We start from the raw sequence: 26,897 nt of genomic DNA, 5'->3' as shown, positions 1-26,897 counted from the left end.
TGAGGGTCTTAAAATTTGCGCGCGATAATAGCACACTTCACTCGGCAACCAGCCACTTCTGCCAGCTGTCGCGCACCAGCGTGCGTTCAGCCTCAAAGCACTCTGGCGCCACATGGCCCGGAAGCTCCTGCAAGGCAAGATGGTGAAGTTCATCACGCAGCGTCGTATAAGCACGGGTAAGCGCCAGCGCCTCCTGCTCATCCATAATGTCGTTTTGCGCCAGTAATTCCAGAATGCGCACGTTATCCGACCAACGCGTCAGCTTCGGTTTTTCATGGGCATAGCGCAGCACCAGGTATTGCGTAATGAACTCAATATCGGTAATGCCGCCTTCGTCCGCTTTGATATCAAAACGATCGCGATGCTTATTGCCCAAATGGGCACGCATTTTCTCACGCATTTCGCGCACCTCGGTTTGCAAGGTTTTTCCGTCACGGACGAGGGTCATGATAGCGCGACGCACCGCGTCAAACTGAGAGGTCAACTGCGGGTCACCGTACACTACGCGCGCACGCACCAGCGCCTGATGCTCCCATGTCCAGGCTTCATTGCGCTGGTAATCGGCGAAAGCGTCCGCTGATGTTACCAGCATCCCCGCCGCACCGGACGGACGCAGTCGCGCATCCACTTCGTACAAAATACCGGAGGAGGTACGGGTACTGAAAAGGTGCATAATGCGCTGCGCAAGACGCAGATAGAACTGTCGCCCGTCAATCTCACGCTCACCGTCCGTCATCACGTCCATCGGACAATCGTGCAGGAAGATCAGATCGAGATCCGAGCTATAACCCAGCTCCCAGCCGCCCAGCTTGCCATAGCCGACCACGGCAAAACCGCGTCCCTCGCGATCGCCAAGATGGGTGGGTTGCCCGTAGCGAGCGACCATCTGCGTCCACGCCTGCTGGACTACCGCATCGATAATGGCTTCCGCCAGCCAGGTTAAGTGATCGCTCACCTTCATCACCGGCAACGTACCGGCGATATCAGCCGCGGCAATACGTAACAGCTGGGTTTGCTTAAACTGACGCAGCGCTTCCAACTGTTGCTCTTCGTCATCTTCCGGCACGCGCAGTAAATACTGGCGCAGCTCATCACGGTAGGCATCCGTCGCCGTGGGTTGATACAGCGTGTTCGGATCCAACAGCTCGTCGAGCAACAGCGGATACCGCGCCAGTTGGCTGGCGATCATCGGCGAGGCGGCACACAGTGAAATCAGGTGCTTCAGCGCGCCGGGAAATTCGCTCAGCAGCTCCAGATAGGTTGTACGGGTGACAATGCCCACCAGCAGCGGCGTAATGCGCGACAGCGGAACTGAGGCGTCGTCACGCGAACAGACATCGCTCAGCAGATGCGGCATTAGATGATCCAGCACCTGGCGTCCGCGCGGGCCAATGGTGCGTTTATCCAGCTCTTTGCGGAAATCCGCGATCAGCGACAGGACGCGTCGCCGATCGTCATCCGCCAGATGCGTCAGCACCGGCGTGGTGTCATCTTCCTGTAAGGCGTCCTGCCACAGTTCGCGCCACTGTTCTGACAGCGACTCTTCCTGAGTTTCGGCTTCGTCATCGCCAATCAGCTCGTTAAATACCCGACGCACGTTGTGCATATGGCCAGCCAGCACATCGGTCAACTGCTGCCAGTCATCAACGTTCATTCCCCACGCCAGCCGCGCACGATTCAGTTCATCACCCGGCAGCGTCTGGGTCTGTTCATCATTGATGCTTTGCAGCAGGTTTTCCAGACGGCGTAAATAGAGATAGGCTGCGCGCAGTTGCTCCGCATCAGTATCTGGCAACAGGTTTAACGCATTGATGGCGCTCAGCGTCGGTAACAGCGAGCGGGATTGCAGCGACGGCTCGCGTCCGCCGCGAATAAGCTGGAATACCTGCACGATAAATTCGATTTCACGAATACCGCCCGCCCCCAGCTTAATGTTGTCCTTCAGTCCGCGACGGCGCACTTCACGGGCAATCATCCCTTTCATGTTACGCAGGGACTGGATCACGCTAAAATCAATATAGCGGCGGAAGACAAAAGGTCGCAGCATGGCGCGGAGTTCATTGACGTAAGTGCCATCGGCATCGCCCATAATGCGGGCTTTGACCATTGCATAACGTTCCCAGTCGCGGCCTTGTTCCTGGTAATAATCCTCCAGCGCGGAGAAGCTCAGCACCAGCGGACCACTGTCGCCAAATGGGCGTAGGCGCATGTCCACCCGATAAACAAAGCCATCCATTGTGGGCTGTTCCAGGACCTTGATGAGCCGCTGGCCCATACGGGTAAAGAACTGCGCGTTATCCAGCTCGCGTCGCCCGCCCTGCGTACTGCCGTGCTCCGGCCAGGCAAAAATCAGGTCGATATCGGAGGAAAAATTCAGCTCGCCGCCGCCCAGTTTCCCCATGCCTAAAATCAGCAGCGGTTGCGCAACACCGTCTGGATTACAAGGCGTTCCCCATTCGCGACAACAAGCGGCGTATAACCAGTCACGCGCGGCAACGATCAGCGTTTCAGCCAGATGGCTTAGCTGCTGCAAGATACTCTCTTCCGTCACCAGCGACAGCGTCTGCACCCACGCGATACGCACCATAATACGACGGCGAAACAGGCGTAGCTCACGCATCAGCGCGTTTTCGTCGCTGACCTCGGTCAAAGCCTGCTGTAACCAGGCGGCATAATGTTGCCATTCGTCCACCTGAGGCGCTGCGCTTTCCAGCTCCAGCAGCCATTCAGGATGGGCAATAAGGCTGTCGCGGACAAAATCACTGAATGTAAGCACTGACTTCGCCTGCACGCTAAGCGAGGACTCAGATATTGTTGTTGGCAGCCGCTCAACAACGGTCGGCCAGTACTGCTGTAACGGTGAAGAGAGCTGCTTCATTTATGAGTTATCCTTTGAATAGCGCCAGATGGCGGCCTCAGTCCTGATTATCGTTTTCCGCTGTGCAGCCAGAACGGTTCCAGCGCGATTGCCTCATTGCGGAAGTGTTCAATTTCAATATATTGGTTGGCCGCAATGGCGTGACGCAGGCCCTGCCAGTTGGCGATCCATTCCGAGGCGACATTTTCGTCATAATATCCCGCCAGCATCAGCATGCTATCAATGTTGCGCGTCAGGCGTGGAAGCTGATCGGCATACTGATCGCCCAGCGGCTGAGCAAACGCGGTTTTCAGTTCAGCGGCATGGCGCGAGAGATGAATATCTGAGAAACGCTTAAAGGAGTCGGCAATTTTACCCTGCGCCTTCGCATCAAGGAACGGCTGCCATCCTTTGGTTACCAGCCACTCGGTCAGCGCCAGTTTTGCCATCGCCGTTTGTGTGCTGTAAACCGCCGAAACGGCAGAAACGTCCGACGCCATGATCGCTTCCGACTGGGTCAGTAAATCTCGTAAGTGAGCACTCGCTTTTCGTGGCACAATACCGCCAAACAGCATCAGAATGTGGCGCACCAGGCCCATTGCCGCCAGTACCTCGGCTTTTGCCCCCTTGACGCCACGTACCCACAGCTCTTCATGGTACTGCCACTGTGATAATGCCAGCTCCAGCGCCGCTTCCAGACCTTGCTCGATGCTCGCCTTCGCGGGAACCCGTAAAATGCGCGTCGGTTTGAGTTCACGCGGCGCATTCCCCTGCGCTAAATGATAGCCGCGCGCCGCTTTGCTCAGGCTACCCTGCCGTAAACCAGTTTGTGAAACCAGCTGGTTTGCCAGCTTCAGTACCGCACGGGTATCGCCACTTAGCAGTTCCAGTTCAAGCTCACAGATAGGTTCAGCAAACTCGCCCGCTTTCACTTCCCCAAGGTCGAGGGCTATCTCAATCCGGCTACCGTCGACATCAAGGCACCATTTCTCACGGTAAAAATCGGTGCTAAACAGCGGTTGCACCTGAGAAGCGAGTTCCGTGGGTAGCTTGCCATCCGGCCAGACTTCAGCGGGAAACAGGGTGAGATCCAGCTCAGGCGTGCTCAGCGCAACGTTATATTCTGGTCGCTGATGCAGACCGCCCGTTACCCGTCCGGCAATTTTCATGGTCATTTCATAATGACCGTTTTCACCGCGAATACGCAGTCCCATATCGTGACCACGCAACCAGGCATCCGGCGTTTCGTAGTAGATATTCAGCAACTGGCTGGGCGCGTGATGCTCTCCTCCCAGCGTATTCAGACGCTCACGTAGCGCATCTACAGCATCACTATTGACGATAAATTTTAATTCGATTTCCTGGGCCATGGTCTTGTACTTATGGGTTATGTCACAGTTGAGAAAACTGACTGCGAACTAAGTTCGTTCTTAATGGTCAAGTAGATAGTATTTTGCGCCAAATTGCCATGCAACGAGCAATTTGACGGGCGTAAAAGTTTCGGGTGGTGGCAAAAAGGACACAGATGATTCCGATTGATGTCGAATGCTTTGCGTAGAGACACTGATGCCACTACTATCGTTCCACTTTCTATGACAATAACGACAGCCTGATGCCAAAATTACGCCTGATTGGATTAACTTTACTCGCACTTAGCGCCACTGCAGTCTCACATGCCGAAGAAAAGCGCTATGTCTCTGACGAACTGAACACCTGGGTCCGCAGCGGTCCGGGAGATAATTATCGCCTCGTGGGTACGGTTAACGCCGGCGAGGAAGTCACGCTTTTACAGACTGACGCCAACACCAACTACGCCCAGGTGAAAGACAGCACCGGACGTACCGCCTGGATCCCGCTGAAAGAGCTGAACAGTACGCCGAGCCTGCGCACCCGCGTTCCCGATCTGGAAAACCAGGTTAAGACGCTGACAGATAAGCTCAATAATATCGATACCACGTGGAATCAGCGCACCGCCGATATGCAGCAAAAAGTGGCGCAAAGCGACAGTGTGATCGACGGGCTGAAACAAGAAAACCAGAAGCTGAAAAACGAACTTATCGTGGCGCAAAAGAAGGTCAGCGCAGCCAATCTGCAGCTTGATGACAAACAGCGCACCATCATCATGCAGTGGTTTATGTATGGCGGCGGCGTGCTGGGTCTTGGTCTGCTGCTCGGCCTGGTTCTGCCACACATGATCCCAAGCCGTAAACGCAAAGATCGCTGGATGAACTGAATCGCCTTCTCCGCCACACTGACATATGATTAAGGGATGATTTTTTTCAGAAGGAAAGTGGCGTGAAGATTTATCTGGTCGGTGGTGCTGTTCGGGACGCGTTAATAGGGCTACCGGTTAAAGATAAAGATTGGGTTGTTGTCGGCGCCACGCCGCAAGAGATGCTTGACGCGGGCTACCAGCAGGTAGGCCGCGATTTTCCCGTGTTTCTCCATCCGCAAACCCGGGAAGAGTATGCGCTGGCGCGTACCGAACGTAAATCTGGTTCGGGTTATACCGGGTTCACCTGCTACGCCGCAGCGGATGTCACGCTGGAGGACGATCTTCAGCGTCGCGACCTGACTATCAACGCGATGGCCCGCGATGACGACGGGGAAATTATCGACCCCTATAACGGACGCAGCGATCTGGAAAACCGCCTGCTGCGCCATGTTTCTCCCGCCTTTAGCGAAGATCCGCTACGCGTGCTGCGCGTGGCGCGCTTTGCTGCCCGCTATGCGCACCTCGGTTTTCGTATCGCTGACGAAACCATGACATTGATGCGCAACATGACCGCTGCCGGTGAACTGGAGCATCTGACGTCAGAGCGGGTGTGGAAAGAAACGGAAAACGCCTTAACCACCCGTAATCCACAGGTATTCTTTCAGGTTCTGCGCGACTGCGGCGCATTGCGCGTCCTGTTCCCGGAAGTTGATGCCCTGTTTGGCGTTCCAGCGCCCGCGCAGTGGCACCCGGAAATCGATACCGGTATTCATACCCTGATGACGCTGTCGATGGCCGCCATGTTAAGCCCCGAGGTCGACGTGCGCTTTGCCACGCTGTGCCACGATCTTGGCAAAGCATTAACGCCCAAAGCGCTGTGGCCACGCCATCACGGTCACGGTCCGGCGGGCGTCAAGCTGGTCGAGCAACTGTGTCAGCGCCTGCGCGTGCCAAATGACATCCGTGATTTAGCCAAACTGGTGGCCGAGTTCCACGATCTCATTCATACCTTCCCCATCCTGCAGCCAAAAACCATCGTGAAGCTGTTTGATTCCATCGATGCCTGGCGTAAACCGCAGCGTGTAGAGCAAATCGCCCTGACCAGCGAGGCCGACGTGCGTGGGCGTACCGGCTTTGAAGCGGCGGATTATCCACAAGGGAGACTACTGCGTGAAGCCTGGCTGGTTGCGCAGGCGGTGCCAACGAAAGACGTCGTTGAGGCCGGATTTAAAGGTCAGGAAATTCGGGAGGAGCTGACGAAACGGCGAATTGCGGCGGTGGCCAGTTGGAAAGAGCAGCGTTGTCCGAAACCAGCCCAGTAAACTGACGTTACCTGATGACGGCATAAATGCCGTATCCGGCCTACATATCGCGCCCGTAGGCCGGATAAGCGTAGCGCCATCCGGCATTTAATAGCGATCAGAAAAAAACCACATAGACGGCGGCCGCCACAATAAAGCGGTAAATCGCAAACGGAATAAACGAGATGCGTTTAATCAGTTGCAGGAAGGTTTTGATCGCTACCAGCGCCACGATAAACGCCGTCACGAAACCGACTGCAAACATCGGAATATCTGACGCGCTGAGGAACGACCAGCTTTTGTAGAGATCCAGGGCCGTTGCGCCCATCATCATCGGTACCGCCAGCAGGAAAGAAAACTCAGATGCCGCGTAACGGCTGACCCCCATCAGCATACCGCCAGAAATCGTCGCCCCAGAGCGGGAAAAACCCGGCCACAGCGCCAGACACTGGAAACAGCCAATCATAAACGCCTGACGATAAGTCATATCATCCAGCCCCGGCGCGCGCGGCTCTTTCGGCTTCAGGCATTCTGCGGCTATCAGCAGCACGCCCCCTACCACCAGCGCATACATCACGTTGATCGGGTTAAACAGTGATTTGATTGTATCGTGGAAAACCAGACCGAGGACAACGGCCGGAATCATCCCGAGCAGGATATGTCCCAGCGTCAACCGACCTTTGCCAGTCCCTTCGTGTTGGACCTTGCCAAAGTGAATGCCAATCAGGCCAAACAGACGTCGCCAGAACATCACTACGACGGCCAGAATAGAACCGAGTTGGATCACCACTTCAAATGTTTTTGCGGTATCGCCCTCAAAACCCAGCAGGTGGCCAACAATAATCATATGGCCGGTACTGGAAACGGGTAAAAATTCCGTCAATCCTTCGACCACACCCAAAATTGCCGCCACCAGCAGCGAGTGCATATCACTCATTAATAAACCCCTAGATAGAGAAACCACGGCAAAAAAGAGCCGACGAAAGGACCCTTTTATACCCGTTTGTTTTAGAAATTATTAAATTAATTATTTTCTTTCAGATTACTGCCACGCTCAATGATAACCCCGACGTTTGCCGCACGCGCCACCGCGCCAGGTTTACTGAGTTTGATACGCACCCATGGGGAATTAAAGCGACTAAGCAGGAGGTCAGCCACCTCTTCCGCTACGCGCTCTACCAGTGCAAAACGCCCGCCTTCCACATGATTAACAACCGTTTGAGCAATATCAGCATAGCTCAGGCAATCAGCGACATCATCGCTTTTAGCCGATTTACGGTTATCCCATGCCATTTCGATATCGAACACCAACTTTTGCTCGATTGTCTGTTCCCAGTCGTAAACACCGATGGTGGTGATTACTGAAAGTTGCTCTATAAATACAATATCCATCACGACCCGCCTGCTTTTTGGCTAACCCGGATACCACTTCCGGCGAAATATGCGTATTATCCACAGAAGTAGCGTTTTACACGACATTTTCAAAACGGAACAGCTTATGAGTGCAATCGCGCCTGGAATGATTATCTTCGCGTACCTCTGCGGCTCTATTTCCAGTGCCATTCTGGTATGCCGCCTCGCTGGATTGCCGGACCCGCGTGACAGCGGCTCTGGGAATCCGGGCGCGACAAACGTGCTACGCATAGGTGGCAAGGGAGCCGCCGTCGCCGTACTGATTTTCGACGTACTGAAAGGCATGTTGCCCGTCTGGGGTGCCTATGCGCTAGGCGTCAGCCCCTTCTGGCTGGGATTGATAGCGATCGCCGCCTGTCTGGGACACATCTGGCCGGTATTCTTCGGCTTTAAAGGTGGGAAAGGCGTTGCCACCGCCTTTGGCGCAATTGCGCCAATTGGTTGGGACTTAACGGGCGTAATGGCGGGAACCTGGCTGCTGACTGTCTTACTCAGCGGCTATTCGTCGTTGGGCGCTATCGTCAGCGCGCTGATTGCTCCCTTTTATGTCTGGTGGTTCAATCCCCAGTTCACCTTCCCGGTTTCCATGTTGTCGTGCTTAATTCTGCTTCGTCACCATGACAACATTCAGCGTCTGTGGCGCCGTCAGGAGCCGAAAATCTGGACCAAACTGAAGAAAAAACGCGAAAAAGATCCTGAGTGACGATACTGCCGGATGGCGGCGCTTAAGCGTCTTATCCGGCCTGAGGGACGTGATACCCTTCAATTGGCTTACCCAATCGGTGCTGACACCACGTCGCCAGAAACTCCACACAGACGCGAAGCTTCACGCTGCGATACAGCGGCTCCTGATAAACCGCCCAGATATTGGCGCTTTGTGCATAGTCCGGAAGTACACGCACCAGTTCACCGCTTGCCAAAAACGGTTGTACGTCCCATTCGGAACGCAACATGATCCCTTTTCCCTGCAACGCCCACTGCAACACAATCTCACCGCTGTTCGATGAAAGGTGCCCGGCTACCTTGACCGATTTTTTCTCCTGGCCGTTATCCAGCCCCCACACTCCGTGGGTCATATCGCGTTCTTTGGTGACCAGGCAATCATGCCGACTTAATTCCTGTAGCGTCATTGGCTCGCCATATTTTTGTAAATAGGTCGGGGCCGCACACAATATTCTTTTGTTTTTCGTTAACAAATGCGCAATATAATAATCAGGAATTTCATCATTAATACGAATATCCAAATCGATATTATCCTGCGCCAAATCAATTTGCCGATCGTAAAGCTCAAAATGCACCTGTAATTCAGGATAGCTATGCATCAGTTCGGTAATGGCCGGCGCAATATAGCTGCGCCCAAAACCAAAGCTACAGCCGATACGAATCATCCCCGCCGGGCGCGTTTTGATTTGCGTGACGTCATCAACCAGATGCTGGTAGCCCGCGAGGATCGCCTGTGCATGTTCATAGCAACGTTGACCACTCTCAGTTAACGCCACACCGCGCGCAGAGCGGTTAAGCAACGTCGTCCCCAGCGTGGATTCGAGGATTTGAATACGTTTTGTCACAAACGCTGGCGTCTGTCCCAGCGTGGCGGCAGCGGCGCTAAAGCTGCCGCTATGAACAATTTCAACCAGCACCTGCAGGTCTTTCGCCAGGGGATACGTGTTCAGCATGGTCGGTATATCCGTAATGTTGTTAACCGCAGTGTAATTCTCTCACGCGTATTAAACCCTGCCTTTGCGCAATTTTTATTGCCTTATTTGGACATCATTCACGAACTGTTAATTGGATATTCACAGTGGCAAATAATATAAACCCCTATTTTTAGTGGTAGTTTGTGGCGGAGAATTTATTTCCAGAAAATAAAAGAACTGGAGTTTACAAGATGAGCAATCAAAATAACCAAAATGCGATAAATACGCTGACAAACATTGTCGCGAATTTTACCGCCATGATTTCTACCCGTATGCCCGACGACGTAGTGGATAAGTTAAAACAGCTGCGTGAAGGCGAAGACTCGCCGATGGGTAAAATCATCTACCACACCATGTTTGACAACATGCAGAAGGCGATCGAACTGAACCGTCCGGCCTGTCAGGACACCGGTGAGATTATGTTCTTTGTAAAGGTCGGTTCCCGTTTTCCGCTGTTGGGTGAACTGCAAAGCATCCTGAAACAGGCCGTTGAAGACGCCACGGTCAAAGCGCCACTGCGCCATAACGCGGTAGAAATTTTTGACGAAGTGAATACCGGCAAAAATACCGGCACCGGTGTGCCGTGGGTCACCTGGGACATCATTCCTGATAATGATGACGCGGAAATCGAAGTCTACATGGCTGGCGGCGGCTGTACCCTGCCAGGACGCTCGAAAGTGTTAATGCCTTCAGAAGGCTACGAAGGCGTAGTGAAATTTGTCTTCGAAAATATCTCCACATTGGCCGTTAACGCCTGCCCGCCGGTGCTGGTGGGCGTAGGCATTGCCACCTCAGTAGAAACTGCCGCAGTACTCTCCCGTAAAGCGGTGCTGCGTCCTATCGGCTCACGTCATCCCAACCCCAAAGCGGCCGAACTGGAACTGCGTCTGGAAGAAGGACTTAACCGCCTGGGTATTGGTCCGCAAGGGTTGACCGGCAATAGCTCCGTGATGGGCGTGCATATCGAATCCGCCGCGCGCCATCCGTCGACTATCGGCGTTGCTGTTTCCACCGGCTGCTGGGCGCACCGTCGCGGCACGCTGCTGGTTCATGCTGATCTCTCCTTCGAAAATCTGTCTCACACCCGGAGCGCGTTATGAAAAAGATCCTCACAACCCCGATTAAAGCCGAAGATCTGGAAGATATTCGCGTTGGCGATGTCATTTACCTGAGCGGTACGCTGGTGACCTGCCGCGACGTGTGCCACCGTCGCCTGATCGAACTGAAGCGCCCAATTCCTTATGACCTGAACGGCAAGGCTATTTTCCACGCAGGCCCAATCGTGCGTAAGAACGGTGATAAATGGGAAATGGTCTCCGTCGGCCCAACCACCAGTATGCGTATGGAAGCCTTTGAGAAAGAGTTTATCGAGCAGACGGGCGTCAAACTGGTGGTTGGTAAAGGTGGTATGGGACCGTTGACAGAAGAAGGCTGCAAGCAGTTCAAAGCGCTGCACGTGATCTTCCCGGCAGGTTGCGCCGTACTGGCGGCTACTCAGGTTGAAGAGATTGAAGAAGTGCACTGGACGGAGCTGGGCATGCCGGAATCCCTGTGGGTGTGTCGGGTCAAAGAGTTCGGCCCGTTGATTGTGTCCATCGACACCCACGGCAACAACCTGATCGCCGAAAACAAAAAGCTGTTCGCTGAACGCCGCGATCCCATCGTGGAAGAGATCTGCGAGCACGTGCATTACATCAAATAATCCTTCCGGAGAGGCGCAGAGCCTCTCCCCATTCGCAGGGATATCACAATGGCACCTTTAGCTGGTTGGTGGCGATACCTGGCTCCGCTGGTGGTCATCGCCATTATTGCTGTTTTACCCGTTCCCACCGGTCTTGAGAGCCACACCTGGCTCTATTTTGCCGTCTTTACCGGTGTGATTGTGGGGCTCATTCTGGAACCTGTACCCGGCGCGGTAGTGGCGATGATTGGTATTTCGATCATCGCCGTGCTTTCACCGTGGATCCTGTTCAGCCCGGAACAGCTCGCGCAGGACGGTTTTAAATTTACCGCCAAATCACTGTCGTGGGCTGTGTCTGGCTTTTCTAACTCGGTTATCTGGCTGATTTTCGCGGCCTTTATGTTTGGTACCGGCTATGAGAAAACCGGCCTTGGTCGGCGTATCGCGCTAATGTTAGTAAAAAAGATGGGGCACCGGACGTTATTCCTCGGCTACGCGGTGATGTTCTCTGAGCTGATCCTCGCCCCCGTCACGCCTTCCAACTCCGCGCGCGGGGCCGGAATAATCTACCCGATTATCCGCAACCTGCCGCCGCTGTATAACTCCCAGCCCAATGACGCCAGTTCACGTTCTATTGGCTCCTATATCATGTGGATGGGCATTGTCGCCGACTGCGTCACCAGCGCGATTTTCTTAACGGCGATGGCGCCGAACCTGCTGCTGATCGGCCTGATGAAAGGCGCATCTCATACGGCGCTCAGTTGGGGCGACTGGTTCTTGGGTATGCTGCCGCTGAGCATTTTACTGGTGCTGATCGTGCCCTGGCTGGCGTATGTGTTGTACCCGCCGGTGCTGAAATCCGGCGATCAGGTGCCGCGCTGGGCGGATACAGAATTAAAAGCGATGGGCCCGCTCTGCGCACGTGAGAAAAAGATGCTCGGGCTGATGGTCGGCGCGCTGGTGTTGTGGATCTTCGGTGGCGATTATATTGACGCCGCAATGGTCGGTTACAGCGTGGTGGCATTGATGCTGGTACTGCGCATCATCAGTTGGGATGACATCGTCAGCAATAAAGCCGCATGGAACGTCTTTTTCTGGCTGGCCTCGTTAATAACCCTGGCGACCGGGCTTAATAACACCGGTTTTATTACCTGGTTCGGCAAGCTACTGGCAAACGGGCTGAGCGGCTATTCACCGATCATGGTGATGGTGGCGCTTATCGTGGTCTTTTATTTACTGCGCTACTTCTTTGCCAGCGCCACGGCGTATACCTCCGCCCTTGCGCCGATGATGATCGCCGCCGCGCTGGCGATGCCGGAAATCCCGTTGCCGGTCTTCTGCCTGATGGTCGGTGCCGCTATTGGCCTGGGCAGTATTCTGACCCCCTACGCCACCGGCCCAAGCCCTATCTACTACGGCAGCGGCTATTTGCCAACGGTTGACTACTGGCGGCTGGGCGCTATTTTTGGCCTGATTTTCCTCGTGCTGCTGGTGATCACCGGTCTGGTCTGGATGCCTCTCGTTTTACAGTAAAATCCCATTGGGGCGACGTTTTGTCGCCCCTTTATCCATAAGCTTCTCATATGATCGATTTCCCGATGCGCTGAGGCATACTTTTTTGTATGCAAACACCCTCTTGCTGATAAGGGAAACGCTCTGGACACGCTGGCGCACGAGACACTCACACGAGGCTGGCAGGCCGAACTGGATCTGCACTTTACCCGCACCGGACACAAAACGGTGCTCGCCTCGGCGCGTCACTATGGACCTTTGACGGTTCAACGTCCGTTTTATCCCGAAGAAGAGGTATGTCACCTCTATTTGCTTCATCCACCTGGCGGGATCGTCGGCGGGGATGAGCTACATATTTCCGTATCACTTGATGAAAACAGCCATGCGTTAATCACTCAGCCCGGCGCGGGAAAATTTTATCGCAGCCGTGGGCCGCAGGCGTTGCTACGCCAGCATTTCACGCTCGCCCCACACGCCACGCTGGAGTGGCTGCCGCAGGATACGATCTTCTTTCCCGGCGCTAAGGCCACCGTCCAATCCGTATTTCATCTGACGTCCGCAAGCCATTTGCTGGCCTGGGATCTGCTGTGTCTCGGACGCCCTGTCATGCAGGAAACGTTCAGCCACGGCACGCTACAAAACCGTCTGGAAGTGTGGCGGGATGGGCAACCGCTGCTGATAGAGCGTTTGCAGGTGCAGGCAGGGGATCTGCATGGGATCGCACATCATCCCTGGGTCGGTACGTTGCTGTGTTACCCGGCCAGCGAACACATGCTGGAGGGGACGCGCGAGCGGCTTACGCCACTGGGGGATTATGCCGGGGCAACGCTTAACGACTCGCTGCTGACAATTCGATTTCTGACGAACGACAACCTAATTGTTCAGCGCGTTATGCGCAATATCTGGCAATTTCTGCGCCCGCTGCTGACACACAAAGCGCCCATGCTACCGCGAATCTGGCAAACCTAAGAGGCCCATTATGGAACTGACCCCCAGAGAAAAAGACAAGCTGTTGCTGTTTACCGCCGCGCTGGTGGCGGAACGTCGCCTGGCCCGCGGGCTGAAGCTGAATTACCCGGAATCAGTGGCGCTGATTAGCGCTTTCATCATGGAAGGGGCGCGCGACGGGCAAACCGTGGCCGCGCTGATGGAAGACGGGCGTCACGTGCTGCGCCGCGATCAGGTGATGGAAGGCGTACCAGAGATGATCCCGGATATTCAGGTTGAAGCCACATTCCCGGACGGTTCGAAACTGGTCACCGTCCACAACCCGATCGTCTAAGGAGCGGTAATGATCCCAGGTGAGTATCAGATCTCAGCAGGCAACATTGCGATCAATCAGGGGCGCGAAACCTGCACGATCGTGGTGGAAAATCACGGTGACAGACCCATCCAGGTGGGATCGCACTATCACTTTTACGAGGTGAACCCGGCGCTGCGCTTTGACAGGGCGGCCACGCGGGGCTTCCGTCTGAACATTGCCGCAGGTACAGCGGTACGTTTTGAACCGGGGCAAAAGCGCGAAGTCGAACTGGTGCGTGTCGCTGGCGCACAAAGGATGGTGGGTTTTCGCAGTGAAGTGATGGGCGCGCTGGAGGCAGATAATGAGTAACATTTCCCGCCAGGCGTACGCCGACATGTTTGGCCCAACCACCGGCGATAAAGTGCGCCTGGCGGATACTGATCTGTGGATCGAGGTGGAAAAAGACTTCACCACCTACGGCGAAGAGGTCAAATTCGGCGGCGGAAAAGTGATCCGCGACGGTATGGGCCAGGGACAAATGCGCGCCCAGGCGTGTGTGGATCTGGTGATAACCAACGCGCTGATCGTTGATCACTGGGGGATCGTCAAAGCGGATATCGGCATCAAAGACGGCAGGATCTTCGCCATCGGCAAAGCGGGTAATCCCGATATTCAGCCCGACGTCACGATCCCGATAGGCGTAGGAACAGAAGTCATCGCCGGAGAAGGCAAGATCGTCACCGCGGGCGGCGTGGATACGCATATTCACTGGATCTGCCCACAGCAGGCGCAAGAAGCGCTGGTTTCAGGCGTGACGACGATGATCGGTGGTGGTACCGGTCCGGCCGCAGGCACTAACGCCACCACCTGCACACCGGGCCCGTGGTACATCGCCCGCATGCTGCAGGCAGCGGACACGTTGCCGGTTAACATCGGTTTGCTGGGCAAAGGCAATGGTTCAAACCCTGACGCCCTGCGCGAGCAAATCAGCGCCGGCGCCATTGGCCTGAAGATCCACGAAGACTGGGGCGCCACGCCTGCCGCAATCGACTGCGCGCTGACCGTGGCCGACGAGATGGACATCCAGGTGGCGCTGCATAGCGATACGCTCAATGAGTCCGGGTTTGTTGAGGATACGCTGGCGGCGATTGGCAATCGCACCATTCATACCTTCCATACCGAAGGCGCAGGCGGCGGCCATGCGCCGGATATCATCACCGCCTGCGCACATCCGAATATTTTGCCCTCCTCCACCAACCCGACGCTGCCTTATACCGTCAACACCATCGATGAACATCTCGACATGCTGATGGTCTGCCACCATCTCGATCCGGATATCGCTGAAGACGTGGCCTTCGCCGAATCGCGCATTCGCCGGGAAACGATCGCTGCCGAGGATGTGCTGCATGACATTGGCGCGTTTTCCCTGACCTCGTCCGATTCACAGGCGATGGGGCGCGTGGGCGAAGTGATCCTGCGCACCTGGCAGGTGGCGCACCGCATGAAGGTTCAGCGTGGCTCGCTGGCGGAAGAAACGGGCGACAATGACAACCTGCGCGTTAAACGCTACATCGCCAAGTACACCATCAATCCGGCGTTGACCCACGGTATCGCCCACGAAGTCGGCTCCGTTGAGCCTGGCAAACTGGCCGATCTGGTGCTGTGGTCACCGGCCTTTTTTGGCGTAAAACCGGCGACGGTCGTCAAGGGCGGGATGATCGCCTGCGCGCCGATGGGCGACATCAACGCCTCCATCCCCACCCCGCAGCCGGTGCATTACCGCATGATGTTCGGCGCGCTTGGCGCAGCGCGGCATCACACCCGTCTGACCTTTATTTCACAGGCTGCCGACGCGCAAAACGTCCCGCAGCAACTTAATTTGCAAAGCGCTATCGCCGTCGTCAAAGGCTGCCGGACGGTAAAAAAGGCTGACATGATCCACAACGGTCTACAGCCCAATATCACCGTCGATGCCCAGACCTACGAGGTACGCATTGATGGTGAACTGATTACCAGCGACCCGGCAGACGTTTTGCCGATGGCGCAACGCTATTTCCTGTTTTAAGGAGTGAGGATGATCTACCTGACCCAACGCCTTGACCACGCCCACCGCGTCACCGCAAGCGTCACGCTACCCATTGATGTTCGAGTAAAAAGCCGCGCCAGAGTGGCGCTGAGCGATGGCCGCGAAGCCGGCTTAATGCTACCGCGCGGTTTACTGTTACGCGGCGGCGATCTGCTGACTACCGACGATGGCCGCGAGGTGATCGAAGTGATCGCCGCGCCGGAGTCGGTTTCCGTCGTGCGCTGCGCCGACCCTTTCCTGCTCGCCAAAGCCTGTTACCACCTTGGTAATCGCCACGTACCGTTGCAGATCCTGCCCGATGAGCTGCGCTACCACCACGATCATGTGCTGGACGATATGCTGCGCCAGTTCAACCTCGAGGTGGCGTTTGCCCAGTTGCCGTTTGAGCCGGAAGCAGGTGCCTATGCGAGCGAGTCACACGGGCATCATCACGGCCATGCACACTGATGTATAGCACCCAACAGCTGCGCCTGATGCAGCTCGCCAGCAGCAGTCTCCCGGTAGGATCGTTTACCTGGTCTCAGGGGCTGGAGTGGGCGGTAGAAATCGGCTGGGTGAAAAGCGTCGATGACTTCTCTGACTGGCAAATCCAGCAGATGGAGCACAACTTTTTTACCGTCGACTTACCGCTGCTGGCGAGATTGTATCGCGCCTGTGAGCAGGACGATCTCGCCGCCGCGCGCCGCTGGACCGCTTACCTGCTGGCCTGTCGGGAAACCCGCGAACTGCGGGATGAAGAACGCAGCCGGGGCATAGCCTTTACGCGGCTGGTCACCGACTGGGAACCAGACTGTTCCCAGGATTGGCGCACGCTCTTTGCCGATAGCCAGCTGTGCGGTATGGCCTGGCTGGGTGTACGCTGGAAAATCCCCCTGACGAATCTGGCGTTAAGCCTCGGCTACAGCTGGATTGAGAGCGCCGTGATGGCAGGCGTCAAACTGGTTCCCTTTGGCCAGCAGGCGGCTCAGCGATTGATTATTTCGCTTGGCGATCGTTATGCGCAAGGTCTGGCACAAGCGCTGGCGTGTCCTGACGCCAGCCTCGGATCCGCAACGCCGTTAGCCGCCATCGCGTCTGCCCGGCATGAAACCCAATATTCCCGCTTATTCCGTTCCTGAGGAGAAAAAATGAGTGATTACAAGCATCCCCTGCGCGTGGGCGTTGGCGGCCCGGTTGGCTCCGGCAAAACGGCGCTGCTGGAAGCGTTATGCAAAGCCATGCGCAGCAGCTATCAACTGGCGGTCGTGACTAACGATATCTACACCAAAGAAGATCAGCGCATTCTCACCGAGGCTGGCGCACTGGAACCGGACAGAATCGTTGGTGTGGAAACTGGCGGTTGTCCGCATACCGCCATCCGCGAAGATGCGTCGATGAATCTGGCCGCGGTAGAAGCGCTGAGCGAGAAATTCGGCAACCTGGATCTGATTTTTGTGGAAAGCGGCGGCGATAACCTGAGCGCCACCTTTAGCCCTGAATTAGCGGATCTGACGATCTATGTGATCGACGTTGCCGAAGGCGAGAAGATCCCGCGTAAAGGCGGGCCAGGGATCACCAAATCCGATTTTCTGGTGATCAACAAAACCGATCTGGCCCCTTACGTGGGCGCTTCGCTGGAGGTGATGGAACGCGATACCCTGCGCATGCGCGGCGAGCGTCCGTGGACGTTTACTAACCTGAAAGCGGGCGACGGTCTGGCGACGATTATTGCGTTTCTGGAAGAGAAAGGAATGTTGCGGGTGTAGCGTGGTTTATCGCCGGGAGGCGGCTTCGCCTGACCCGGCCTACGGTTTTGTTGGCCCGGTAAGTAAAGCCACCACCGGGCAAAAAACTCACGCCGCCGGTAATTCCGCCAGCGGCCAGCGTGGACGTACGGTCACGCCAAGATCCGCCGTTGCGCCCGCTTTAAAACGCACCATACCCGCATAGGCGATCATCGCCCCGTTGTCGGTACAAAATTCCGGGCGTGCATAGAACACTTCGCCGCGGCGTTTTTGCATCATTTCGGCAAGCTTCGCGCGCAGCGTGCGGTTAGCGCTCACGCCCCCCGCCATCACCAGACGTTTAAAACCGGTGTGATCCAGCGCGCGTTTGCACTTGATCATCAGCGTATCAACCACCGCATCTTCAAACGCTCGGGCAATATCTGCACGCGTCTGATCGTCATTTTCGTTATTACGAATCGTATTCGCGGCGAAGGTTTTCAGGCCGGAGAAGCTGAAATCCAGTCCCGGACGGTCGGTCATCGGACGCGGGAAGACAAAGCGTTTTTCCACACCCTGTGACGCCAGCTTAGACAGCATTGGGCCGCCAGGATAATCCAGCCCCAGCAGCTTGGCGGTTTTGTCGAACGCTTCACCTGCCGCATCATCAATCGATTCGCCCAGTAATTCATACTGACCGATACCGGTGACGCTGATCAATTGCGTGTGCCCGCCGGAAACCAGCAGCGCGACGAACGGAAAAGCAGGAGGATTCTCTTCCAGCATCGGCGCCAGCAAATGCCCTTCCATATGGTGCACAGGAATTGCCGGCACGTCCCAGGCGAACGCCAGTGAACGTCCTACGGTTGCACCGACCAGCAGCGCGCCAACCAGACCCGGACCTGCGGTGTACGCCACCGCATCGATCTCTTTCGCCGTGAGTCCCGCTTCTTTCAGCGCGGCCTGAATCAACGGTACGGTTTTACGTACGTGATCGCGCGAGGCCAGTTCTGGCACTACGCCGCCGTAGTCAGCGTGTAATTTCACCTGACTATACAATTGGTTGGCTAAAAGACCTTTTTCATCGTCGTAAATGGCGATGCCGGTTTCATCGCAGGATGTTTCAATACCCAGTACACGCATGACTTGTTTTACCTCGCTCTATTACCGCGCAGTGTAGGACCAATGCGGGTTGATGTAAAACTTTGTTCGCCCCAGGCGCATGCCTCGTGTATACTCCTTGTCCTTATAAAAGTCCCTTTCAAAATCGCGTGGGTGCTTTACAAAGCAGCAGCAATTGCAGTAAAATTCCGCACCATTTTGAAATAAGCTGGCGTTGATGCCAGCGGCAAACCGAATTTATTAAAGGTGAGAGTTACATGCCGGTAATTAAAGTACGTGAAAACGAGCCGTTCGACGTAGCACTGCGTCGCTTCAAGCGTTCATGCGAAAAAGCAGGTGTTCTGGCGGAAGTTCGTCGTCGTGAGTTCTATGAAAAACCGACTACCGAACGTAAGCGCGCTAAAGCTTCTGCTGTGAAACGTCACGCGAAGAAACTGGCTCGCGAAAACGCACGCCGTACTCGTCTGTACTAATCCATTGAGAGCTAAGGCTCTCAATTCAGACTGAGTTGTAGTTGTAAGGCCGTGCTTCCGGAAGGAATGCGCGGCTTATTTTCGTTTATACACGTCATCATTCAAGCTGCCTCAGTGTTGGCTGCAGTCGCTCACCCCAGTCACGTACTTGCTGTACGCTCCTGAGGATTCGCTTCCTTGCCGCCTTGATGCATCCTGAATGATTTTGTGTATATGAGTCATCAAAAAACAGGGGCTTATGGCTGGACGAATTCCTCGCGTTTTTATTAATGACCTGCTGGCAAGAACCGACATCGTCGATCTCATCGACGCGCGGGTAAAGCTGAAAAAGCAGGGCAAAAATTATCACGCGTGCTGTCCGTTCCATAACGAAAAAACCCCCTCTTTCACCGTAAACGGTGAAAAACAGTTTTATCACTGCTTTGGGTGTGGCGCGCATGGCAACGCCGTCGACTTTCTCATGAACTACGACAAGCTCGAGTTTGTGGAAACCGTCGAAGAACTGGCCGCAATGCACAACCTTGAAGTGCCCTATGAAGCAGGCAGTGGCCCCAGTCAGATAGAGCGCCATCAACGGCAAAGCCTTTATCAATTGATGGACGGCCTGAACACTTTTTATCAACAGTCTTTGATGCAGCCCGCCGCTACCCCTGCGCGCCAGTACCTGGAAAAGCGAGGATTAAGTAGCGACGTTATCACCCGTTTTGCTATTGGTTTTGCGCCCCCCGGCTGGGACAACGTCCTGAAACGGTTTGGCGGCAATGCTGAGAATCGCAAATCGTTGGTCGATGCGGGGATGTTGGTCACCAACGATCAGGGACGCAGTTACGATCGCTTTCGCGAACGGGTGATGTTCCCCATCCGCGACAAACGTGGTCGGGTCATTGGTTTTGGTGGACGCGTGCTGGGCGATGCCCTGCCGAAGTATCTGAACTCCCCGGAAACCGATATTTTCCATAAAGGTCGCCAGCTGTATGGCCTTTATGAAGCCCAGCAGGATAACGCCGATCCGCAGCGCCTGTTAGTGGTGGAAGGCTATATGGATGTGGTAGCGCTGGCGCAATACGGCATTAACTACGCCGTGGCATCCCTTGGGACGTCAACCACCGCCGATCACATCCAGCTGTTGTTTCGCGCGACGAACAACGTGATTTGCTGCTACGACGGCGACCGCGCCGGACGCGATGCAGCATGGCGCGCGCTGGAAACCGCACTGCCCTATATGACAGACGGCCGCCAGCTACGCTTTATGTTTTTACCTGATGGCGAAGACCCCGATACGTTAGTGCGTAAAGAAGGGAAAGAGGCCTTCGAAGCCCGGATGGAGCAGGCGTTGCCGCTCTCCGCGTTTTTATTTAATAGCCTGTTGCCACAGGTGGATTTGAGTACCCCGGACGGACGCGCACAGCTCAGCACGCTGGCGCTGCCGCTGATCACTCAGGTGCCGGGCGAAACGTTGCGCATTTACCTGCGACAGGAGTTGGGAAACAAGCTCGGCATTCTGGATGACAGTCAGCTTGAACGTTTAATGCCAAAACTGGCAGAAAATGGCGCTTCCCGCCCTGTTCCACAGCTAAAACGTACGACCATGCGTATACTTATAGGGTTGCTGGTGCAGAATCCGGACCTTGCTCCGCTGGTTCCGCCGTTAGGCGCACTGGACAGTAATAAACTGCCTGGACTTGGCTTATTCAGAGAACTGGTCAACACTTGTCTGGCTCAGCCAGGCCTGACCACCGGCCAACTGTTAGAGCACTATCGTGGCACAAATGATGCTGCAACCCTTGAAAAACTGTCGATGTGGGACGATATAGCAGATAAAGATATCGCAGAAAAAACCTTCACCGACTCACTCAACCATATGTTTGATTCGATGCTTGAACTGCGCCAGGAAGAGTTGATAGCTCGTGAGCGCACACACGGTTTAAGCAGCGAAGAACGCCGGGAACTCTGGACGCTGAACCAGGAACTGGCCAAGAAATAGCTGAAAGACAAAAGTATTTAACGGCTTAACTGCCGAATATCGATCGGGAAGCCCCCGACAGCCGCACGGAGAGGCAGCGGCAAAATATAAGTATGCCCTCGTTTTGCCGTTGGCGGTTTTACCGCCCAACACCAATCAAACGAATTAAGTGTGGATACCGTCTTATGGAGCAAAACCCGCAGTCACAGCTGAAGCTTCTTGTCCAACGTGGTAAGGAGCAAGGCTATCTGACCTATGCCGAGGTCAATGACCATCTGCCGGAAGATATCGTCGATTCAGATCAAATCGAAGACATCATCCAAATGATCAATGACATGGGTATTCAGGTGATGGAAGAAGCACCTGATGCCGATGATCTGCTGCTTGCTGAAACCTCCAACAGCACCGATGAAGACGCGGAAGAAGCGGCTGCCCAGGTTCTGTCCAGCGTTGAGTCCGAAATCGGCCGTACAACTGACCCGGTCCGCATGTACATGCGTGAAATGGGTACCGTTGAACTGTTAACCCGTGAAGGCGAAATCGACATCGCTAAGCGCATCGAAGACGGGATTAACCAGGTTCAATGCTCCGTAGCCGAATACCCGGAAGCCATCACCTACCTGCTTGAGCAATACGATCGCGTAGAAGCTGAAGAAGCGCGTCTGTCCGATCTCATCACCGGCTTTGTCGATCCGAACGCGGAAGAAGACATGGCGCCAACGGCGACCCACGTCGGTTCTGAACTCTCTCAAGAAGAGATGGATGAAGATGAAGACGAAGATGAAGAAGATGACGACGACAGCAGCGATGACGACAACAGCATCGACCCTGAATTAGCGCGTGAAAAATTCGCTGAACTTCGTACCCAGTACGAAATCACCCGCGACACGATCAAGGCCAAAGGCCGCAGCCATGCTGCCGCGCAGGAAGAAATTCAGAAGCTGTCTGAAGTGTTCAAACAGTTCCGCCTGGTGCCGAAACAGTTCGACTACCTGGTAAACAGCATGCGCGTCATGATGGACCGCGTGCGTACTCAGGAACGTCTGATCATGAAGCTCTGCGTTGAGCAGTGCAAAATGCCGAAGAAAAACTTCATCACCCTGTTCACTGGCAATGAAACCAGCGAAACGTGGTTCAACGCGGCCATCGCGATGAACAAACCGTGGTCTGAAAAACTGCACGACGTGGCAGATGACGTTCACCGCGGTCTGCAGAAACTGCAGCAGATTGAAGAAGAAACCGGCCTGACCATTGAGCAGGTTAAAGACATCAACCGTCGTATGTCCATCGGTGAAGCGAAAGCCCGTCGTGCGAAAAAAGAGATGGTTGAAGCGAACTTACGTCTGGTTATCTCTATCGCCAAGAAATACACCAACCGTGGTCTGCAGTTCCTTGATCTGATTCAGGAAGGCAACATCGGTCTGATGAAAGCGGTTGATAAGTTTGAATACCGTCGTGGTTACAAGTTCTCCACCTACGCAACCTGGTGGATCCGTCAGGCAATTACCCGCTCTATCGCGGATCAGGCGCGCACCATCCGTATCCCGGTGCATATGATTGAGACCATCAACAAGCTCAACCGTATCTCCCGTCAGATGCTGCAAGAGATGGGCCGCGAGCCGACGCCGGAAGAGCTGGCCGAACGCATGCTGATGCCGGAAGACAAGATCCGTAAAGTGCTGAAGATCGCCAAAGAGCCTATCTCCATGGAAACGCCGATCGGCGACGATGAAGATTCGCATCTGGGTGATTTCATCGAGGATACCACCCTCGAGCTGCCGCTGGACTCTGCCACTACCGAGAGCCTGCGTGCCGCAACGCACGACGTGCTGGCTGGCCTGACCGCCCGTGAAGCGAAAGTGCTGCGTATGCGTTTCGGTATCGATATGAACACCGACCACACGCTGGAAGAAGTGGGTAAACAGTTCGACGTTACCCGCGAACGTATCCGTCAGATCGAAGCGAAGGCGCTGCGTAAACTGCGCCACCCGAGCCGTTCTGAAGTGTTGCGTAGCTTCCTGGACGATTAATCTCGCCGTATAAGTTCAAACGCCACCGCAAGGTGGCGTTTTTATTTACATCCCGCGCATGACCAGCGCGTCATCCAACTCGCGATACGCCTCCACCAGCTTATCCAGTGTAATCCGGCTCAATCCGCTGGGATTTGGCAATACCCAAATCTGCGTCGCGCCAATGGTCAGCGTCTGCTTTCCCCACTGCGCTCCGCGCTGACTGAAGCCTTGCTCGAACGCCTGCTTGCCAAGGATCGCCAGCGCGGCGGGCTGATAGTCATCAATCTTTTCAATAAGCTTACGGCCACCGCTACGCATCTCCTGTAGCTTCACTTCATTAGCCTGCACCGTCGGTCTGTCGACAAACTTGGTCACGCCACAGCGGAAGTCCAGCAGGTGTTGCGCCTCTTCAGGTTTGAGTTGGCGATCGGTAAATCCCGCCTGATGGATGACCTTCCAGAAGCGATTGGCGGGATGCGCAAAGGGGAACCCCGTACCTGCGGAAGATAGCCCCGGATTGATGCCGCAAAACACCACCCGCAGCCCTGGTGCCAGTATGTCCTTAACCATAATTACTCCGAACAATACATCAGAGTAACAGTATAACGGACTGAAAATACATTGTTTATAAAATCAGCATCCGTACGCTTATGGCTGGATTGCGACGCGGAGTTACTTTATAATCCACCGCCACGGCCCCTTAGCTCAGTGGTTAGAGCAGGCGACTCATAATCGCTTGGTCGCTGGTTCAAGTCCAGCAGGGGCCACCAAATAAAACAAGGACTTAGACAGGAAACTGGCTAAGTCCTTTTTGTTTTGTTTCAATCTGGGTGACGTAATGGGTGACGTAACTCAACTGTAGGTGCCGTAGTCAGGGAGATTTAGCATGAGCTTTAAGGATAAAGTTGAAGAGAAAAAAATGCGCCGTATGGCCCGTCCCCCTGAGTTAACGGTAAAGGACTGGATTAGCCTTTATGATCTTCTTCGTTCAGCCAAAGCTCAAGACCCAGAAGCCATGTACGAAGACTTCGCCTCTGTGCTGTTAACTACCCTGTCGGTTGAGCATCATCCGGAACTATACCGCCTGGACGGAAACAAACTAAACGCTGTTGCCGATGACCATTTTGCCTGGGACCTACTATCCGCCCCAATGAAAGGGAAAATGTCCCCTGAAGAATTGGAGAAGCGCCCGAAGACCCTTTCCCAACTTCTTTGTATCTACGATGAAGATATCAGTAACGACGAGTCACTTCGTACACATGGCTTCTTGCGTGACGCTATTGCCCCTATCCTCGATTTCGAGCTTCTGGATAGCATCGAAGATGAGCCTGACTACAAAGAAAAATATTTCGAGTTGCTAGCAGCGCAAAAGCACTCGACTCCCCCGCCACTAAGAGGGGAAAGTTATGCTATCAAACGAGAAGAGTTGCTGATCACAGCCCTTGCGGTTATCTCTCAAAATCAAAGAGACGCTAATAAAAAGGTCGTCCCAACAGTTACTGAACTTCTGAATCAGATAGAAAAACATGCCTCTGCGTTCTGGCCTCACAGTAAACAACTTCCGATGTCTCGTGAGAATGCATCTAAAGAGCTAGGCTTCGCCTTACATCTTTTAGAACAACCAAATCAGAATATTGAATTTCTTCGGGAAGCCAAAAAAGCAAAAAGAAAAAGTGCATAAAAAGAAATAGTTACAAAAGGTACCCAGTAATCTTCAGGAAGGTACACGGGAAATATACCGTTCAGTTTGATTAACTCCGTTCAGTTTCAGCTTTCACCACCAGGAGTTATTCAATTGAAAAATAAACCAACCATGTCTGATAAGGTTGTCGCCCTTCATCAGCCCCAACGTCTGATTCGCATTGATACAATGCTTCAGCTCCTCGATTGCAGTCGCACCACCCTCTACCGCTGGGTTAAAGCTGGCATGTTCCCACAGCCGATAATGCATGAGGGTCGAACCGTAGGATGGCCAGCCAATACGTATCAATGCTGGCTTGAGCAAAATAACAAGTAATTCTGTTTGTTAAAGGGCTGAAATATTCAGCCCTTTCTTCATCTAACAATGAAACAAACTGGAACAAAAACGATTACTTTCACCTCTTCTGCGACTCGTTAAAACATGAGCAATTCTCTGATTAATCAAGCAACAAAGCCCTCACCAGGTCAGGAACTCACCCCGGTATTTAATACTATTACGCTCGATAAGCCTGGCAACCTTGTTGAATATCAGCCAAAGGGAACGTTTGTTTTCAAAGAAGTGATGTGGTCTGTGCTGCCAGAGAAACGCGACCAGGACACGAAGATCATGAAAAGAATCTTCGGGGCAGTTGACAAGGTATCAGCGATGTCTCGCTTCCTTGCGGTCAGATATGATTTTCGACTCCCGACCTACAGTGCGGATAATCGCATAATGGATGATTTCCATAATTTACTTTTCCGACAGTTAAGTAAGAATTACCCAAAATCGTTTATCAGCTATCTCTGGGTAAGAGAGCAGGGCTCAGGGGAAGCACAGCATTATCACTATTTGCTGATGCTGGATGGCAACTATATCCGTTATCCAAATAAGCTGAATACGATTGTCCGACATTGTTGGGAACAGGTTGCTGGTGGTTCGGTATGGTTCCCGGAAAACGGTTATTACTTTGTGAGCGAAAATGATCTCAAGACCTATACCGAACTGATGCTAAGAGTTAGCTATCTGGGTAAGCGCCGAACAAAAGAGTCAATTGATAAAGGTATTAAACTTGTTGGCTCAGGCATGCGCAAACCGAAACCTGTCGCGCCTTCACGCCAAAAATCTGCAATAACACCCTCCAAGCCAATCAACCAAAAAGCGGAGACGAAAGCCAACAATCAGGATATGGTGTTGAAATCCACCAACTCAGGAATGTTGGACAAATATTTTCTGGGCAAAGCCCGATTACCCGCCGTTCTGCGTAAGCGTTCATCCTATGAACTTTATGACGAAAATAAATGGTGGTGTAATTCACCACGTTGGTCCGGCCATCGTCATAACTACGTGTTCGAGGCTCTGATTACTGGGATCAGCCTTTCTGATTACGCACACAAATACAAGTTGAATCCAGTACGGGTATATGCCAATTGTCGCCGTGTTGGGGGGCAAAGCCTTAAAATTATTCACTGGGCATGGCATCGCTATTGCTTCCAGAAAAGCAAATCCACACTGGATGACTACATTAACAATCACCGACTGAATCATAAAACAGCTAAAAAGCAGTTACGGCGTAAACCAATGAGCTCTCACTGGAGCCAGCACTTTGATCGATATTATCAAAAGTACTGGCCGAAAGTCTGGACTGTTGCCGACTATTGCCGTGAACACAATCTGGTCGCCAGCACTGCCAGACGTTACATAGTCGATTTTCCCTTTATAGGCCTGATCGATCCGTTCCTGCTGAAACCATGGTTATAGAGATGAAAACACCATAACAGTGTCTCCTGGTATACTTACTGAGCGCGGCGTAACTTAAATATAAACACTTAGCCGCCATCAGTAAGCAGAGCCTTATCAGGCACTACCAGGGAATTATTGTGCAGCATGATAACTGAAGTACCTCTCAATTCTTGACGGACATTAACGCACAGACAACGT

26 protein-coding genes and 1 tRNA gene are annotated in these 26,897 nt (G+C 53.9%); 20 read left to right on the top strand and 7 right to left on the bottom strand.

The genetic code is table 11. The features are described from left to right. Positions 1-37: 37 nt before the first annotated feature. Positions 38-2,878, bottom strand: a complete 2,841-nt coding sequence (gene glnE, locus FDW96_RS04350) for a bifunctional [glutamate--ammonia ligase]-adenylyl-L-tyrosine phosphorylase/[glutamate--ammonia-ligase] adenylyltransferase (protein ID WP_137365264.1) — start codon at positions 2,876-2,878, stop codon at positions 38-40. Positions 2,879-2,925: 47 nt separating this feature from the next. After that, positions 2,926-4,227, bottom strand: a complete 1,302-nt coding sequence (locus tag FDW96_RS04345) for an inorganic triphosphatase (RefSeq protein WP_061382459.1) — start codon at positions 4,225-4,227, stop codon at positions 2,926-2,928. 242 nt (positions 4,228-4,469) lie between these two features. Here FDW96_RS04345 and FDW96_RS04340 point away from each other — a divergent pair, with 242 nt between their 5' ends. Together FDW96_RS04340 and FDW96_RS04335 are read left to right on the top strand one after the other, a co-directional pair. Beyond that, on the top strand, positions 4,470-5,090 hold the full coding sequence (locus tag FDW96_RS04340) for a TIGR04211 family SH3 domain-containing protein (RefSeq protein WP_048232822.1): 621 nt from the start codon (positions 4,470-4,472) through the stop codon (positions 5,088-5,090). A 62-nt stretch (positions 5,091-5,152) separates the two neighbouring features. Next, positions 5,153-6,394 carry a multifunctional CCA addition/repair protein gene (locus FDW96_RS04335; protein ID WP_137349754.1) on the top strand — a complete coding sequence of 414 codons (1,242 nt, stop codon included), beginning with the start codon at positions 5,153-5,155 and terminating at the stop codon, positions 6,392-6,394. 97 nt (positions 6,395-6,491) lie between these two features. On the opposite strand, the gene bacA is transcribed toward FDW96_RS04335, so the two are convergent. Both bacA and folB read right to left on the bottom strand, forming a co-directional pair. Continuing rightward, positions 6,492-7,310, bottom strand: a complete 819-nt coding sequence (bacA, locus tag FDW96_RS04330) for an undecaprenyl-diphosphate phosphatase (RefSeq protein ID WP_042311049.1) — start codon at positions 7,308-7,310, stop codon at positions 6,492-6,494. Between the two features lie 86 nt (positions 7,311-7,396). Then, a complete protein-coding gene (gene folB / locus FDW96_RS04325) occupies positions 7,397-7,765 on the bottom strand; it encodes a bifunctional dihydroneopterin aldolase/7,8-dihydroneopterin epimerase (RefSeq protein ID WP_042311051.1) in 369 nt (122 codons plus the stop codon). A 106-nt stretch (positions 7,766-7,871) separates the two neighbouring features. On the opposite strand from folB, the gene plsY reads away from it, so the two are divergent. Next, positions 7,872-8,489 carry a glycerol-3-phosphate 1-O-acyltransferase PlsY gene (gene plsY, locus FDW96_RS04320; protein WP_003024662.1) on the top strand — a complete coding sequence of 206 codons (618 nt, stop codon included), beginning with the start codon at positions 7,872-7,874 and terminating at the stop codon, positions 8,487-8,489. 31 nt (positions 8,490-8,520) lie between these two features. On the opposite strand, the gene FDW96_RS04315 is transcribed toward plsY, so the two are convergent. Further along, positions 8,521-9,462, bottom strand: a complete 942-nt coding sequence (locus FDW96_RS04315) for a LysR family transcriptional regulator (RefSeq protein WP_137365263.1) — start codon at positions 9,460-9,462, stop codon at positions 8,521-8,523. Positions 9,463-9,674: 212 nt separating this feature from the next. Here FDW96_RS04315 and ttdA point away from each other — a divergent pair, with 212 nt between their 5' ends. The 10 genes from ttdA (at position 9,675) to ureG (ending at position 17,750) form a co-directional block, all read left to right on the top strand. Further along, positions 9,675-10,583 (top strand): L(+)-tartrate dehydratase subunit alpha, encoded by a 909-nt coding sequence (gene ttdA, locus FDW96_RS04310; protein WP_042311054.1) that lies wholly within the window; start codon positions 9,675-9,677, stop codon positions 10,581-10,583. Next, complete coding sequence (gene ttdB, locus FDW96_RS04305; RefSeq protein ID WP_006688017.1) at positions 10,580-11,185, top strand: L(+)-tartrate dehydratase subunit beta; 606 nt, start codon at positions 10,580-10,582, stop codon at positions 11,183-11,185. The genes ttdA and ttdB overlap by 4 nt, the downstream gene beginning before the upstream one ends. A gap of 48 nt (positions 11,186-11,233) precedes the next feature. Next, entirely contained in the window at positions 11,234-12,697 is a 1,464-nt protein-coding gene (locus FDW96_RS04300; RefSeq protein WP_069324355.1) for an anion permease, read from the top strand. 123 nt (positions 12,698-12,820) lie between these two features. Continuing rightward, positions 12,821-13,645 (top strand): urease accessory protein UreD, encoded by an 825-nt coding sequence (locus FDW96_RS04295; RefSeq protein WP_204556000.1) that lies wholly within the window; start codon positions 12,821-12,823, stop codon positions 13,643-13,645. Between the two features lie 10 nt (positions 13,646-13,655). Continuing rightward, positions 13,656-13,958, top strand: coding sequence for an urease subunit gamma (locus FDW96_RS04290; protein ID WP_003024678.1), 303 nt, complete (start codon positions 13,656-13,658; stop codon positions 13,956-13,958). Between the two features lie 9 nt (positions 13,959-13,967). Continuing rightward, on the top strand, positions 13,968-14,288 hold the full coding sequence (locus FDW96_RS04285; RefSeq protein ID WP_038633976.1) for an urease subunit beta: 321 nt from the start codon (positions 13,968-13,970) through the stop codon (positions 14,286-14,288). Further along, a complete protein-coding gene (ureC, locus tag FDW96_RS04280) occupies positions 14,281-15,984 on the top strand; it encodes an urease subunit alpha (protein ID WP_137365262.1) in 1,704 nt (567 codons plus the stop codon). Before FDW96_RS04285 ends, ureC begins: the two co-directional genes overlap by 8 nt. 9 nt (positions 15,985-15,993) lie before the next feature. After that, positions 15,994-16,452 carry an urease accessory protein UreE gene (gene ureE, locus FDW96_RS04275; protein WP_042311069.1) on the top strand — a complete coding sequence of 153 codons (459 nt, stop codon included), beginning with the start codon at positions 15,994-15,996 and terminating at the stop codon, positions 16,450-16,452. Continuing rightward, complete coding sequence (locus tag FDW96_RS04270) at positions 16,452-17,123, top strand: urease accessory protein UreF (RefSeq protein ID WP_137365261.1); 672 nt, start codon at positions 16,452-16,454, stop codon at positions 17,121-17,123. Before ureE ends, FDW96_RS04270 begins: the two co-directional genes overlap by 1 nt. A 9-nt stretch (positions 17,124-17,132) precedes the next feature. Then, positions 17,133-17,750 carry an urease accessory protein UreG gene (gene ureG, locus FDW96_RS04265; RefSeq protein ID WP_038633986.1) on the top strand — a complete coding sequence of 206 codons (618 nt, stop codon included), beginning with the start codon at positions 17,133-17,135 and terminating at the stop codon, positions 17,748-17,750. 87 nt (positions 17,751-17,837) lie between these two features. Here ureG and tsaD read toward each other — a convergent pair whose 3' ends face one another. Further along, positions 17,838-18,851, bottom strand: coding sequence for a tRNA (adenosine(37)-N6)-threonylcarbamoyltransferase complex transferase subunit TsaD (gene tsaD, locus FDW96_RS04260; protein ID WP_042311072.1), 1,014 nt, complete (start codon positions 18,849-18,851; stop codon positions 17,838-17,840). 236 nt (positions 18,852-19,087) lie between these two features. Here tsaD and rpsU point away from each other — a divergent pair, with 236 nt between their 5' ends. From rpsU to rpoD, 3 genes are all read left to right on the top strand, one after another. After that, positions 19,088-19,303, top strand: a complete 216-nt coding sequence (gene rpsU, locus FDW96_RS04255; RefSeq protein ID WP_001144069.1) for a 30S ribosomal protein S21 — start codon at positions 19,088-19,090, stop codon at positions 19,301-19,303. A gap of 238 nt (positions 19,304-19,541) precedes the next feature. Next, positions 19,542-21,287, top strand: a complete 1,746-nt coding sequence (gene dnaG, locus FDW96_RS04250; protein WP_038633998.1) for a DNA primase — start codon at positions 19,542-19,544, stop codon at positions 21,285-21,287. A gap of 164 nt (positions 21,288-21,451) precedes the next feature. Continuing rightward, positions 21,452-23,296, top strand: coding sequence for an RNA polymerase sigma factor RpoD (rpoD, locus tag FDW96_RS04245; protein ID WP_038634001.1), 1,845 nt, complete (start codon positions 21,452-21,454; stop codon positions 23,294-23,296). 45 nt (positions 23,297-23,341) lie between these two features. On the opposite strand, the gene mug is transcribed toward rpoD, so the two are convergent. Next, positions 23,342-23,848 (bottom strand): G/U mismatch-specific DNA glycosylase, encoded by a 507-nt coding sequence (gene mug / locus FDW96_RS04240; RefSeq protein WP_069324359.1) that lies wholly within the window; start codon positions 23,846-23,848, stop codon positions 23,342-23,344. Positions 23,849-23,972: 124 nt separating this feature from the next. Between mug and FDW96_RS04235 the strand changes: the two genes are divergently transcribed. The 4 genes from FDW96_RS04235 (at position 23,973) to FDW96_RS04220 (ending at position 26,717) form a co-directional block, all read left to right on the top strand. Further along, positions 23,973-24,048: transfer RNA gene (locus FDW96_RS04235), tRNA-Ile, on the top strand. A 116-nt stretch (positions 24,049-24,164) separates the two neighbouring features. Further along, positions 24,165-24,959, top strand: a complete 795-nt coding sequence (locus tag FDW96_RS04230; protein WP_137365260.1) for a hypothetical protein — start codon at positions 24,165-24,167, stop codon at positions 24,957-24,959. A gap of 132 nt (positions 24,960-25,091) precedes the next feature. After that, on the top strand, positions 25,092-25,295 hold the full coding sequence (locus tag FDW96_RS04225; protein ID WP_074388486.1) for an AlpA family transcriptional regulator: 204 nt from the start codon (positions 25,092-25,094) through the stop codon (positions 25,293-25,295). 105 nt (positions 25,296-25,400) lie between these two features. Further along, a complete protein-coding gene (locus FDW96_RS04220; RefSeq protein WP_137365259.1) occupies positions 25,401-26,717 on the top strand; it encodes an inovirus-type Gp2 protein in 1,317 nt (438 codons plus the stop codon). The last annotated feature ends 180 nt before the right edge of the window (positions 26,718-26,897 follow it).

It is taken from the genome of Citrobacter sp. TBCS-15 (genome assembly GCF_005280815.1).
Classification (GTDB): domain Bacteria; phylum Pseudomonadota; class Gammaproteobacteria; order Enterobacterales; family Enterobacteriaceae; genus Citrobacter; species Citrobacter werkmanii.
Note: the sequence above shows the minus strand (reverse complement) of the source record. Positions and strands in the feature narration are given on the sequence as shown.

Coding starts and splice junctions, on each gene's coding strand:
- glnE (WP_137365264.1), bottom strand. CDS start 2,878: ATGAAGCAGCTCTCTTCACCGTTACAGCAGTACTGGCCGACCGTTGTT.
- FDW96_RS04345 (WP_061382459.1), bottom strand. CDS start 4,227: ATGGCCCAGGAAATCGAATTAAAATTTATCGTCAATAGTGATGCTGTA.
- FDW96_RS04340 (WP_048232822.1), top strand. CDS start 4,470: ATGCCAAAATTACGCCTGATTGGATTAACTTTACTCGCACTTAGCGCC.
- bacA (WP_042311049.1), bottom strand. CDS start 7,310: ATGAGTGATATGCACTCGCTGCTGGTGGCGGCAATTTTGGGTGTGGTC.
- folB (WP_042311051.1), bottom strand. CDS start 7,765: ATGGATATTGTATTTATAGAGCAACTTTCAGTAATCACCACCATCGGT.
- plsY (WP_003024662.1), top strand. CDS start 7,872: ATGAGTGCAATCGCGCCTGGAATGATTATCTTCGCGTACCTCTGCGGC.
- FDW96_RS04315 (WP_137365263.1), bottom strand. CDS start 9,462: ATGCTGAACACGTATCCCCTGGCGAAAGACCTGCAGGTGCTGGTTGAA.
- ttdA (WP_042311054.1), top strand. CDS start 9,675: ATGAGCAATCAAAATAACCAAAATGCGATAAATACGCTGACAAACATT.
- ttdB (WP_006688017.1), top strand. CDS start 10,580: ATGAAAAAGATCCTCACAACCCCGATTAAAGCCGAAGATCTGGAAGAT.
- FDW96_RS04300 (WP_069324355.1), top strand. CDS start 11,234: ATGGCACCTTTAGCTGGTTGGTGGCGATACCTGGCTCCGCTGGTGGTC.
- FDW96_RS04290 (WP_003024678.1), top strand. CDS start 13,656: ATGGAACTGACCCCCAGAGAAAAAGACAAGCTGTTGCTGTTTACCGCC.
- FDW96_RS04285 (WP_038633976.1), top strand. CDS start 13,968: ATGATCCCAGGTGAGTATCAGATCTCAGCAGGCAACATTGCGATCAAT.
- ureC (WP_137365262.1), top strand. CDS start 14,281: ATGAGTAACATTTCCCGCCAGGCGTACGCCGACATGTTTGGCCCAACC.
- ureE (WP_042311069.1), top strand. CDS start 15,994: ATGATCTACCTGACCCAACGCCTTGACCACGCCCACCGCGTCACCGCA.
- FDW96_RS04270 (WP_137365261.1), top strand. CDS start 16,452: ATGTATAGCACCCAACAGCTGCGCCTGATGCAGCTCGCCAGCAGCAGT.
- ureG (WP_038633986.1), top strand. CDS start 17,133: ATGAGTGATTACAAGCATCCCCTGCGCGTGGGCGTTGGCGGCCCGGTT.
- tsaD (WP_042311072.1), bottom strand. CDS start 18,851: ATGCGTGTACTGGGTATTGAAACATCCTGCGATGAAACCGGCATCGCC.
- rpsU (WP_001144069.1), top strand. CDS start 19,088: ATGCCGGTAATTAAAGTACGTGAAAACGAGCCGTTCGACGTAGCACTG.
- dnaG (WP_038633998.1), top strand. CDS start 19,542: ATGGCTGGACGAATTCCTCGCGTTTTTATTAATGACCTGCTGGCAAGA.
- rpoD (WP_038634001.1), top strand. CDS start 21,452: ATGGAGCAAAACCCGCAGTCACAGCTGAAGCTTCTTGTCCAACGTGGT.
- mug (WP_069324359.1), bottom strand. CDS start 23,848: ATGGTTAAGGACATACTGGCACCAGGGCTGCGGGTGGTGTTTTGCGGC.
- FDW96_RS04230 (WP_137365260.1), top strand. CDS start 24,165: ATGAGCTTTAAGGATAAAGTTGAAGAGAAAAAAATGCGCCGTATGGCC.
- FDW96_RS04225 (WP_074388486.1), top strand. CDS start 25,092: ATGTCTGATAAGGTTGTCGCCCTTCATCAGCCCCAACGTCTGATTCGC.
- FDW96_RS04220 (WP_137365259.1), top strand. CDS start 25,401: ATGAGCAATTCTCTGATTAATCAAGCAACAAAGCCCTCACCAGGTCAG.